Genomic DNA, 11,972 nt, shown 5'->3' with positions numbered 1-11,972 from the left:
TTCGGGAGGATGCAAACAAACATGATCGAAAGCGGCAATACCCACAGTAAGATTATTGGTTACCTACTCTGGATTTTCGGGTTTCTGGGCTCGCATCGGTTTTATTACGGCAAGCCCATTACTGGCACCATCTGGTTCTTCACGCTGGGTCTGTTTTTTATTGGCTGGATCATCGACTTGTTCTTGATCCCGGCCATGGATCGCGAGGCCGACAGCCGGTTCCAGCAGGGTGAAGTTGATTACAACATCGGCTGGATACTGCTGACCTTCCTAGGTGTTTTTGGTGTACACCGCATGTACATGGGCAAGTGGATAACAGGCATTATCTACCTGTTTACCGGTGGCCTGTTCTTCATTGGTGTGCTGTACGATTTCTGGACGCTGAACGATCAGATTTCGGAGAAGAACAGCGAAGTTCGCTTCGGATAAAAACAGGTTGAGGGCCGCGCCTTAAGGGTGCGGCCCTCTCAAAGATTTCACCTTAGCTTCCAATACCTCTGCGCTGGCGGCTTCTGGGCTCACGGGGTGATCGGCCAGCAGATGAATGCGTGACCAGAAGCGCGTGGGCAGGTGAGTCAGCGCGGGCCCACCGCAATGACTGAAAAAGCTCCCCCACAGGCCGCGAAGCGCCAAAGGCACCACGGGTACAGGCCGGCGCTGCAAGATCAGCTCAACGCCGGATTTGAACGCAGCAACGTCACCATCGGAGGTCAGCCGACCTTCGGGGAAAATACACACCACGTTCCCAGCTGCCAGCTCCTCATCGATCCGCTCAAACGCCGATTCGTAGATCTCCGGTACCTTTGCTTTCGGGCCGATGGGGATGGTTTTGGCCATTCGAAAGAAGGTGCCCAGCACCGGCGTGGAGAAAATGTGGTGGTCCATGACAAAGCGAATCGGCCGTTTGACCGCCCCGGCGATCACAGGCGCGTCCATGTAGGACACGTGATTACACACCAACAGCACCGGCCCTTCCTCTGGAATTCGCTCCAGATCATGGTGCTTAACCCGGTAAATCGTGTGCGACATCATCCAGATCACGAAACGCAGCGCGAACTCCGGCACCTGCTGATACACAAAGGCTGCGACCAGCAGGTTCATGATCGAGAGCACCAAGAAAAACTCCGGAATGCTGAGCCCGATCACACCAAGCATCAACATGCCCAACAGGGCGCTGGCGACCATAAACAGGGCGTTGAACACATTCAGCGCCGCAATCACCCGGGCCCGGGTTTCCGGTGGGGTTTCCTGCTGGACAAACGCATACAAGGGCACGATAAACAGGCCGCCAGAGACACCGATACCCAACAGATCCAGCGCAACCCGGCGGTAACTGCCATCGGTAAAGATCATCCACCAATCCGACGGCACGGGCTGTGCTGGCATGTGCAGGTAGAGGTCGATACCGAACAGACTCAGCCCAAGTGAACCAATAGGAACAATGCCCAGCTCTACCTTGTGGCCAGACATACGCTCACAAACCATGGAGCCCACCGCAATCCCGACCGTGAAAATGGCCAGCAAGACCGTAACCACGGTTTCATCACCGAGCAGTTCATCCTTGGCAAAACCGGGGAACTGAGTCAGGTAGGCCGCGCCCAGAAACCAGAACCAGGAAATCGCCACCACGCTCAGCAGAACGTTGTGGTTCTCCTTGGCAATGGCCATCAACTTCCAGGTTTCTTTCAGCGGGCTGAAATTGATCTTCAGGTCTGGCGCGGCCGCTTCGGCCTTGGGAATCTTCAAAGCGGAAAGCAGCCCCAAACCCGCAACCACCAACACCGCTATGGCGATCATGGGCCCCGGCAACGGCGCTTTCATCATCACCCCGGCTACCAGCGTGCCGAGCAAAATGGCCACGAAGGTGCCCATCTCCACCAAGGCGTTGCCACCCACCAGTTCGGAGTTGTCCAAAGTTTGCGGAAGAATGGCGTACTTCACCGGGCCAAAAAAAGCGGATTGAACCCCCATCAAAAACAGCAACAGCAGCAACATCTCGTGCCAGCCGAACCAAAGCCCGACCGCCGCCACCGCCATGATGGCAACCTCCGCCAACTTGACCCAGCGAATAATGCCGGACTTCTCGTAGCGATCCGCAATCTGGCCCGCCACGGCCGAGAACAAGAAGAAAGGAAGAATGAACAGCATGGCGGCCAGATTGACCACCACATCGGAAGACAGACCGAACAAGCCACCGGCGTTATAGGTTACCAGCAACAAAAGCGCGTTCTTGAACAGATTGTCGTTAAACGCACCGGCAAACTGGGTAACAAAAAACGGTGCAAACCGCCGTTCCGACAACAAACGAAACTGGCTGTGATCTTCCATAACCTGGGGCACTCCGAATCCGCGGGGGTTTGCCGCAGACTATACGCGGCTTACCACCCGGTCAAGCACAGCGGAATGCCAGAGTCAGGCCGCTTGAGTGTCCATCTGATCGGCCGAAACAGGCAACTCCAACAGAATTCGGTCGCCATCCAGAAGCACCGGATAGGTCCGGACCTGAACACCGTCATCTTCAAGACAGACCCCGGAACGCAAACTGAAATGCTGTTTGTACAACGGCGAAGCCACCACCGGCTCACCTCCTACATCCCCGGTAATTCCCCGTGCCAGCACGTTCGAACCACTGAACGGGTCGGTATGACTGACCGCAAACAACGCCGGCAACCGATGCGGCAGATAAAACACCGCAACCGGCCCGTCTTTCGTCCAAACCGCAATGCCGGAATCCGGAACCAAGTCTTCAACGGTACAAACCACATCCCAACGAGTACGAGCTTTCATAAGTTTTCTCCAGTTTTTCTTCCGAGTATTTCACCAAGGCCTGTGAGCCAGGTGGTGTGGGGATGCTTTTCTGCAGGAAAAAAGATGTCTGAGCGAAGCGAGTTATTTTTTCCGAAAGAAAAGTATCCCCATGCCGCCGGGCTCCGCCCCTAAAGCCAAAACAGGCTACGAAGAAGCCAACTCCAAAACAGGCCGACGCTGCCCCCGCTCCGAAGTCCACTGCTGCACCGGGTCCTTCTGCTCCGGCGCATTCACAAACTCCCGGAAACGCTTACGCTTCTCCGGATCCTCAACCGCCGTCTTCCACTCACACTGATACGTGTCCACAATCTCCGCCATGTGCTGCTCCAGCTCCGCACCAATGCCCAAACTGTCCTCCAACACCACCTGCTTCAAATACTCCAAACCGCCTTCCAGGTTCTCCAGCCAAACACTGGTGCGTTGCAACCGGTCCGCCGTGCGAACATAAAACATCACAATCCGGTCAATCGCCTGAATCAGCGCCTCATCGGACAAATCCGTCGCGAACAAATCCGCGTGCCGGGGCCGCATACCGCCATTACCGCACACGTACAGATTCCAGCCCTTCTCCGTAGCAATCACCCCGAAATCCTTGCTTTGCGCCTCGGCACACTCCCGGGTACAGCCCGACACGCCCATCTTCACCTTGTGAGGCGCTCTCAGGCCCTTATAACGGCTCTCCAGAAGGATCGCCATGCCCACACTGTCCTGCACGCCATAACGGCACCAGGTGCTGCCGACACAGGACTTCACCGTCCGCAGCGACTTGCCGTAGGCGTGACCGGTCTCGAAACCGGCCGCAATCAGCTTTTCCCAAATCGCCGGCAACTCGCTTAGCGTGGCGCCGAACAGATCCACCCGCTGGCCGCCGGTGATCTTGGTGTACAGGTTGTACTCCTTGGCGACTTCGCCGAGCACAATCAGCTTGTCTGGTGTGATCTCGCCACCGGGAATGCGCGGCACGATGGAATAGGTGCCGTTCTTCTGCATGTTGGCCATGAAGGTGTCGTTGGTGTCCTGCAGAGGCACGTGATCCGTGGCCAGAATGTGGTCATTCCAGCAGCTGGCGAGAATGGAGCCGACCGTGGGTTTGCAGATATCGCAGCCTTGGCCTTTGCCATACTGGTTGAGCAGCCCACGGAAGGAGCGAATGCCATTCACCTTTACCAGATGGAACAGCTCCTGACGGGTGTAGGGGAAGTGCTCGCACAGATCGGTGCAAACCTCCACGCCGCGCTTTTCCAGTTCGCTGTCCACCACCTTCTTCACCAGCGCGGTACAGCCGCCGCAGCCAGTGCTGGCTTTGGTTTCGGCCTTTACGCCCCCAAGATCCGTGCAACCAGCATCAAGGGCGCCACAGATGTCGCCCTTGGTAACGTTGTGGCAAGAGCAGATAGAGGCGGTGTCGGGTAGCGCATCGGCACCCAAAGTGGGCGCACCGCCTTCGCTTTCAGGCAGAATCAGAACCTCTGGGTTACCGGGCAGGTCCAGACCGTTGAGCGCGTATTGCAGCAAGGTGTCATAGTGGCTGTTGTCTCCGACCAGAATCGCACCCAGCAGCTTTTTACCGTCGGAGCTGACCACCATGCGCCGGTAATGCCCCGTTTGTTCGTCGTGGAAACGGATGTTACGCGCACCCGCGGTCTGGCCGTGGGCATCGCCAATGGAGCCGACATCGACGCCCAGCAGTTTCAGTTTGGTGCTCATGTCGGCACCGGTGAAGGCAGCCTCGTGGTCGTTGTTCAGGGCCGCCGCGAGGGTGCGGGCCATGGTGTAGCCCGGCGCCACCAAACCAAAGATCCGGTTGTTCCACAGCGCGCATTCGCCGATCGCGTGAATCCGGGGGTCGGAGGTGGTGCATTGGTTGTTGATCACGATGCCGCCGCGCTCGCCGATTTCCAGACCGCAATCTCGGGCAAGCGTGTCCTGCGGACGGATGCCGGCGGAGAAGACGATCAGGTCGGTCTCGAGGTGGCTGTCATCGGAGAAATTCATTCTCAGCCGGGCTTCAGTACCTGGCACGATGGCCGTGGTGGCTTTCTCGGTGTGCACCTGAACGCCCAGTTCTTCGATCTTGTGCCGCAGCAAAGCGCCGCCCTGGTCATCCAGTTGCACCGGCATCAGGCGCGGAGCAAACTCCACCACGCTGGCCTGTAACCCCAGACTCTTCAGTGCGTTGGCGGCTTCCAGGCCGAGCAGTCCACCGCCCACCACAACACCGGTTTTAGCCTCGTTAGCGCTGGCGCGAATGGCGTCCAGATCGTCCAGAGTCCGGTACACAAAGCAGCCGTTGTGATCGTTGCCTGCAATAGGCGGTACAAACGGGTAGGAGCCGGTGGCGAGCACCAACTGGTCATACTGATAAACACCTTTGGGTGTACTGACCACCTGGTTGTAGCGGTCGATGGCGGTGACTTGCTCATTCAGATGCAGGTCAATGTCGTTGGTTTCATACCAATCGGCGGTACCCATCGCCAAGTCTGAGTGGCTGGAGCCCGAGAAGTATTCGGACAAGTGCACGCGGTCATAAGCCAGCTGTTTCTCTTCGCCAAAGACGAGGATCTGAAACGCTTTTGCCGCCGGGGATTGCACGAACTGCTCGAGAAAGTGATGGCCGACCATGCCATTACCGATCACGATCAAAGTTTGCTTACTCATGGAGTGTTCCTCTCTCAAGGCAGCGCTCAGGCTGCTGCTTCACAATAGGGTTTGCCGAAAGCAATGGCGTTTCGGTAATCGGAAATGTCTTGGGCGCTGCGAATCAGGTCCGTGTACCAAGCGCCGTTGGTGGTGTCGCCTAGCAACAGGGCACCGACCACGCGGTTGCGTTCAATCAACAGCCGGCCATAACGGTGCTTGGGGCCATCGCGCCATTGAATGGTTTCGGTATCAGGACCGGGTTCGACACGGCCGCAGGAATAAATAGGAATGCCGCTGATCTTCAGGCGGGTGGGTATCTCAACGGGCGTAAAGCCTTGGGTATCCGCTTGCAGGCACAGATGCTCGGCGAGGACTTGGGCCTGATGAAAGCCGGGTTCAACCAGTCCGAAGGTTTGGCTACCAAATTGGCTGCACTCTCCAAGCGCGTAGATGGACGGGCTGGAGGTGCGCATCTGGGGATCGACGCAGATGCCTCGATCGCAGAGCAAGCCGGCTTCCACGGCCAGCTTTGTATTTGGTGTAATACCGGTGGCAATGACGACCAAATCGGTGGCGAGCACTGTATCGTCGTGCAGTTGAACGGCTCTGACTTGTTTTTTGCCCAGCAAGGCTTTTGGCGAATAGCCGGTCAAAACATTCAGGCCACGCTGCTCCAGCAGGGCTTTTAGTACATCGCCGGAGGTACGATCCAGTTGCCGGTTTAAAACGTGGTGGCTTCGATGCAGTACCGTGACTGCCATGCCCCGCGCGCGCAGGCCTTCCGCTGCCTCCAAACCGAGAAACCCACCGCCGATCACCAAGGCGCGTTGGTGGTGGCCGGCTTTTTCGATCATGGCCCGGGTGTCTGCCAGGTTACGAAACATCCGCACGCCGTCCAGATCTTCGCCCGATAGGCCAAGGGCGGATGGACTGGAACCGGTTGCCAGCACCAACTTGCTGTAGGGCTGAACCCGGCCCTGGGCGGTGACGACTTGGCTTTGCTCGATATCAATACGGGTGACCGGTTCGTGATTGTGCACCTCGACTTGATGCTGCGAGAACCATTGGGCGGGTTTCAGTTCAAGATCGGTTTCGGTGACTTCGTTGGCGAGTAGGGAGGACAGCTGAATGCGGTTGTAGGCAGACACCGGCTCCCCGTTAAAAACCACAATCTTGCTGAAAGGGTGGCCATTGGCGACAAGGTGTTCAATCAGGCGCTGAGCCACCATACCGTGGCCGCAGATCACTAAGGGAGCGTTCGGGTTTGTCGTCATAATGAGCTCCTTTTCCCGGGTCCAAAAAAAAGCCGGGGCACCGTCCTCTCCTGAGAGAGCGCGATGAACCGGCGCCAATGCCAACAACAATGATCTTGTGGTTCAGCCATCCGTGGCCGATTCGTCGTCCCTGAATTTACTAATGCGATCTCCGTGCCAGTTTTTAAAGCATATAAAAATCAGCGGCTTGCATGATTATCTAACGGTTTTCTTGGCTATGCCTGCCCTTTGCTGGGGCGCGATGCCCGAAGATGAAGCTTTTTGGGGCTGGCCTGTTATTTGCTCGGTTGATCCTTGGCGATGTGACTCAGCCATGGTGATGACAGGAGTAATAACGTGAGCAAGATATCCGGTTCGGCCAGTCCACAGGTGGCTACCGCAGCTGATTTTCTGATCGCTTCGCGACAATGCGAAGTTCGAAGCCTGGAATATTTTTTGTTGATGGGACGATTGGTGCAGAGCACCGGGCACCTGATCCACGAGTTGCAGCGCGAGCGAGGCGTGACGAGCCTCTATCTGGGCTCGGATGGCCAGCGGTTCGGAGGCGAGCGGGCGGGCATTATTCTGCAGACGAGTGAACAGTTAGAGATGTTTTATCTGGCTTTGAACGATATTCAACATGAACTGATCAGTCAGCCGGTCAGTAGTCCGTTGCTCGGCCATATTGCCCGCGCGCTTCATGGTTTGGGCCAGCTTGAAGACATCCGCCTTCGAATCGAAAAACAGGCGATTGCGGTGCATCCGGCGGTGGACTGGTTCAGCGATACCATCCATCAGTTAATTACGGTGGTGTGTGAGGCCGCGGATACCGTTGTGGAACCCTCCATTGCGGGCCTGCTGGTCGCCTTGGTGCAAGTGATGACAGGTAAGGAGTATTGCGGGCAGGAGCGGGCAGCTGGGTCAACCGGATTTGCACGCGGACGTTTCGATCGCGCACTGTCACGGCGCATGCTGCACCTTGTTGAGGCGCAGGATCGGTGTTTTGAGGTATTTGTTACGCACGCTCCGGAGGACAGTCTTGCGCTTTGGCAGAAACTTCGTGGCCGCCCTCGGGAGACGGAGATAGAACGGCTCCGCCAGATCGCTGTATCCATCGGCCCCTACAAGCCGTTGGATCCGAAGCTGGCTGAAACTTGGTTCACGTTGATGACGGAACGAATGGACGATCTGAAACAGATTGAGGATTCGGTCGAAAGTGCGTTTCATCACCGTTGTGTGGAACGTTATACCGAGGCCCGGTGTTCGTTGGCGGATCAGTCCACGCTATTGGCTTCACTGGAGCAAGGCGTGCAGGCAGGCGGGTCGATTCTGGATTTAATTCAGGAGCAGAACCAACGATTGCAGCAGATGTCTGATGAGCTGCAAAGCGCGAAAGAAGCGCTTGAGGAGCGTCGGGTTCAGGAAAAGGCGGTTCTGCTATTGATGGAGCACCGCAATATCAATGATGACGAAGCCCATAGAGTGTTGCGCAAACTCGCGATGGATCAGGGCAAACGCCTGTCCGAGGTTGCTCGCGCGCTCATTTCCATAGCAAATGTGCTGACCTGAAGGCGAGCGCCCGGGCTTTGCCAATGCAGAGCCCGGGCGTGCATCATGCCGTGGCTTTGGCGGGAATAGTGTCGCCAGAAGCTTTCTGCTGGTTGTTTCGGCGGGTATTGATGGTTTCAAACTTCCGCTGCTTTTCGTACAGGAACGACAACACTTCTTGTCGGTAATGAACATACTCGGGGTTATCTGCCAAAGCGACCCTGTCCCGAGGTCGGGGTAATTCGATCCGCAAGTCCTCACCGACGGTGGCTGAAGGGCCATTGGTCATCATGATGATGCGGTCCGACAGCAGCACGGCCTCGTCGACATCGTGGGTGATCATGATCACGGTATTGTTCAATTCCTGCTGGATGTCCATCAACGAATCCTGAAGATGGGCTCGGGTCAGAGCATCCAGCGCCCCGAAGGGTTCATCCATTAGCAATACACTCGGTTTCATGGCCAGAGCCCTGGCGATGCCCACCCGTTGAGCCATGCCCCCGGAAATTTCTCCGGGGCGCTTGCCGGCGGCGTGGGCCATATTGACCAGTTCCAGATTGTGCAAAATCCACTCTTTACGTTCCTGCCGGCTCATCGTTCTTTTAAACACTTGTCGTACCGCCAATTCGACATTCTCGTAAACGGTCAACCAAGGCATCAGAGCGTGGTTCTGAAACACAACAGCCCGCTCCGGCCCGGGTGAATTCACTTCGTGCCCGTCCAGAACGCAGCCTCCTTTGGAGGCTTGCAGCAGCCCGGCCACGATATTGAGTACGGTGGATTTGCCGCAACCCGAGTGCCCGATCAGGGAAACAAATTCGCCTTTCTTTATTTTCAGGTTCACATTATCCAGCGCAATGAACGGACCTTTTGCCGTTTCAAACGCCATTTCAACGCCCGTCAGTTCAAGATGTAACTTAGCCATGGAATTCACCTTATTCGCTTACGGAGTGCCGAGAACGGCCTCTTCCAAAGTCAGATTCACAGAGTCGTGCTTAGTGGCCTTCGTTCCAGGCCACCTTTCGCTGAATCACTTGCATCACTCGGTCCAGAACAAACCCGATAAACCCGATGGCGAGCACCGCCACCATAATGCGGCTGAGTGACTGGCTGCTGCCGTTCTGGAATTCGTCCCAGACAAATTTGCCGAGCCCCGGGCTCTGAGCCAGCATTTCGGCTGCGATCAGTACCATCCAGGCTATCCCCAAAGACACTCGCAGCCCGGTAAAGATCATCGGAATTGATGACGGCAAAACCACTTTACGAACATGGCTCCAGAACGACAGGTTGAGTACCCGGGACACGTTCATCAGGTCCGGGTTGACTGCGGCTACGCCGACGCTGGTGTTGATAAGCGTGGGCCACAAGCTGCAGAGGGTGACGGTGATCATCGAGGTCAGGAACGACTTCTCGAACATCGGGTCGTCGCTGACATAGGTGGCGGAAACCACCATGGTGACCAGTGGCAGCCACGCCAGGGGCGATACCGGTTTGAAAATCTGAATCAGTGGATTCACGGCCGCCTGGAAGTGTCGGTTCAGCCCGAACAGGATGCCCAGCGGAACGGCGATCAGTGCCGCCACCAGAAAACCGGCAAGGACCGTGATCAGGCTGGTGCCAATTTGGTCAATGAAGGTGGGGGCACCGGGGTAGTCACGGATGCGGACTTCGGCGTCCGGGTTGTCTGCCAGAATGCGCGCGTTGCGTTCTTCTTGCATGGTGATGAAGCGGTCGGCCTTCGCGCGCTGATCCGAATGTTCCTGCCACAGCTGCCCGGCCTGCTCCCAAACCTGTGCCGGTCCGGGGAAAGTGCCCAGGGAGGTGTTTACCTGAGGCGCAGCGAGATGCCAGAAGCCCACGAACACCAAGATGCCAACAAACGGGAGGATCAATTGGCGGCCTGATGACGCCAGATTCGAGGGTGTAAAACTCTCAAGGAGCTGCCTGAGGCTGAAGCCCATGGATTGGCCGAATTTTCCGGTTAGCGAATTCATTTGCATACCCCCTTAAGGCGTCTGATCAGCTTTTAGGCCGATCTCGAAACGATCGATGTAAGCGTTTGGTGTTTTTGGTGTGAAGGGCACACCGTCAATTAACGTGCCCTGAAACGGACGCTCGAAGTTTTCTTCTGAGAAATCCGGGAAATCGCTGGCGGCCAGCAGGCCATCGTCGATCAGTGATTGGGCGGCTTGGGCGTAAAGGTCGCCCCGGTATACTTTTGCGGCAGTTTTCATGTACCAGTCGTCGGACTTGGGTTCGGGAATCTGGCCCCAGCGACGCATCTGCGACAGGTACCAGATGGCATCGGACGGGTACGGGTAAGTGGCGTGATAGCGGAAGAAAACATTGAAATCAGGCACCTCGCGGACATCCCCTTTCTCGTACTCAAAGGTTCCGGTCATGGAGTTGGCGATGACTTCCGGGTCGGCGCCGACATAACTCGATTGCGAAAGAATCTTGACTGCTTCGGCCCGGTTCGCGTTGTTGTTCTCGTCTAGCCAATGGGCGGCCCGGATCAAGGCGCGAAGCAGTCGAAGGTGGGTGTTGGGGTATTTTTCAGCCCACGCCTCGGTGACTCCAAAGACTTTTTCCGGGTTGTTGGGCCAAATCTCGAAATCGGTAATCACAGGTACACCAACGCCTTTGAACACGGCTTGCTGATTCCAGGGTTCACCCACGCAATATCCCTGAATGGTGCCGGCTTCCATGGTGGCGGGCATCTGTGGCGGGGGCGTTACCGAGAGGTGGACATCGGCTTGCAGGGTGCCGCTGGTGTCGCCGCGCTGGGGGGCGTAGTAGCCGGGGTTCAGGCCGCCGGCCGCTAACCAATAACGCAGCTCGTAGTTGTGAGTGGAGACCGGGAAAACCATGCCCATCTTGAAGCGCTCGCCACGGTCCCGAAACTCTTCAATGACGGGCTTCAGGGCTGCTGCGTTTATAGGGTGTACCGGTTGGCCACCCTCTTCAGATAGTTGTGGTTTCATGGCCTCCCAAACCGCATTGGAGACGGTGATGCCGTTGCCGTTGAGGTCCATGCTGAAGGCCGTGATGATGTTGGCCTGGGTGCCATACCCGATGGATGCGCCAAGGGGCTGGCCTGCCAGCATGTGGGCGCCGTCTAGTTCCGACGTAATGACGCGATCCAGCAGAACCTTCCAGTTGGCCTGAGCCTCGAGCTCAACAAACAGCCCTTCATCAAGGAAGTAGCCCTGTTCCCAGGCAATGGCCAAAGGCGCCATGTCGGTAAGCTTGATAAAGCCCAGCTTGAGATCCGGCTTTTCCGCAGGGCCGATCTCGGCCTGTGCCAATGAGGCTAATCCCAGCAGCAGTGCCGTTATGCCTGACCGTAGGTGTTTCAGGGTTGTTGCCATGATGTGACTCGCTCTGATCTTCAGCATCCTTCTTTAACGCAAAAGCGCCCGCCCTCCGTTGCCGGAAAGCAGGCGCCTTTGCCTAGGGGGAGTGCTGTCATGTTTTGATGGTTCACAGAGTCTTCAGCACAAGCTGTGCCAGCTCATGAAAACCCCAGAGTTACCGGCCTTCGAGCGGGTTAGGAGGGTTTGTATTCATCAATATCCGGCACCGCTGCTTGGCGCTTTCTGGTGCACCCGCGAGTGCTTTGCACCACCGTGAACCTTTTATCTGGCCTGGAACCGTGTGCAACCCCGTGTTTAGGGGCTGGCCCTTAAATTGCTACAAGTAAGCCAGGCCGAACCGGCAAAA

General features: G+C 56.8%; 9 protein-coding genes. 2 read left to right on the top strand and 7 right to left on the bottom strand.

What is annotated here, in order from left to right; translation table 11 throughout:
- The first annotated feature begins 21 nt into the window (after positions 1 to 21).
- Entirely contained in the window at positions 22 to 429 is a 408-nt protein-coding gene (locus tag DOQ08_RS11165) for an NINE protein (RefSeq protein ID WP_114335004.1), read from the top strand.
- A gap of 21 nt (positions 430 to 450) precedes the next feature.
- On the opposite strand, the gene DOQ08_RS11160 is transcribed toward DOQ08_RS11165, so the two are convergent.
- The 4 genes from DOQ08_RS11160 to DOQ08_RS11145 all read right to left on the bottom strand — a co-directional run bounded on the left by DOQ08_RS11160 (position 451) and on the right by DOQ08_RS11145 (position 6,722).
- A complete protein-coding gene (locus DOQ08_RS11160; protein WP_114335003.1) occupies positions 451 to 2,328 on the bottom strand; it encodes an MFS transporter in 1,878 nt (625 codons plus the stop codon).
- A gap of 84 nt (positions 2,329 to 2,412) precedes the next feature.
- A complete protein-coding gene (gene nirD, locus DOQ08_RS11155; RefSeq protein WP_114335002.1) occupies positions 2,413 to 2,787 on the bottom strand; it encodes a nitrite reductase small subunit NirD in 375 nt (124 codons plus the stop codon).
- A gap of 165 nt (positions 2,788 to 2,952) precedes the next feature.
- Entirely contained in the window at positions 2,953 to 5,466 is a 2,514-nt protein-coding gene (gene nirB, locus DOQ08_RS11150; RefSeq protein ID WP_114335001.1) for a nitrite reductase large subunit NirB, read from the bottom strand.
- A gap of 26 nt (positions 5,467 to 5,492) precedes the next feature.
- The gene (locus tag DOQ08_RS11145) at positions 5,493 to 6,722 is read right to left on the bottom strand and encodes an NAD(P)/FAD-dependent oxidoreductase (RefSeq protein WP_114335000.1); all 1,230 of its coding nucleotides are present in this window, start codon (positions 6,720 to 6,722) and stop codon (positions 5,493 to 5,495) included.
- A 336-nt stretch (positions 6,723 to 7,058) separates the two neighbouring features.
- Between DOQ08_RS11145 and DOQ08_RS11140 the strand changes: the two genes are divergently transcribed.
- Positions 7,059 to 8,270 carry a nitrate regulatory protein gene (locus tag DOQ08_RS11140; RefSeq protein ID WP_227537610.1) on the top strand — a complete coding sequence of 404 codons (1,212 nt, stop codon included), beginning with the start codon at positions 7,059 to 7,061 and terminating at the stop codon, positions 8,268 to 8,270.
- 43 nt (positions 8,271 to 8,313) lie between these two features.
- Here DOQ08_RS11140 and DOQ08_RS11135 read toward each other — a convergent pair whose 3' ends face one another.
- From DOQ08_RS11135 to DOQ08_RS11125, 3 genes are all read right to left on the bottom strand, one after another.
- Positions 8,314 to 9,174 (bottom strand): ABC transporter ATP-binding protein, encoded by an 861-nt coding sequence (locus tag DOQ08_RS11135; protein ID WP_114334999.1) that lies wholly within the window; start codon positions 9,172 to 9,174, stop codon positions 8,314 to 8,316.
- Positions 9,175 to 9,244: 70 nt separating this feature from the next.
- Complete coding sequence (locus tag DOQ08_RS11130) at positions 9,245 to 10,243, bottom strand: ABC transporter permease (protein WP_114334998.1); 999 nt, start codon at positions 10,241 to 10,243, stop codon at positions 9,245 to 9,247.
- A gap of 12 nt (positions 10,244 to 10,255) precedes the next feature.
- Positions 10,256 to 11,620: a CmpA/NrtA family ABC transporter substrate-binding protein gene (locus DOQ08_RS11125; RefSeq protein ID WP_227537609.1), complete on the bottom strand. Its 1,365-nt coding sequence runs from the start codon at positions 11,618 to 11,620 to the stop codon at positions 10,256 to 10,258.
- Positions 11,621 to 11,972: the final 352 nt, after the last annotated feature.

Source organism: Marinobacter litoralis (assembly GCF_003336705.1).
GTDB classification, from domain to species: Bacteria; Pseudomonadota; Gammaproteobacteria; order Pseudomonadales; family Oleiphilaceae; genus Marinobacter; species Marinobacter litoralis.
This window is presented reverse-complemented; position numbering and strand designations above follow the sequence as displayed.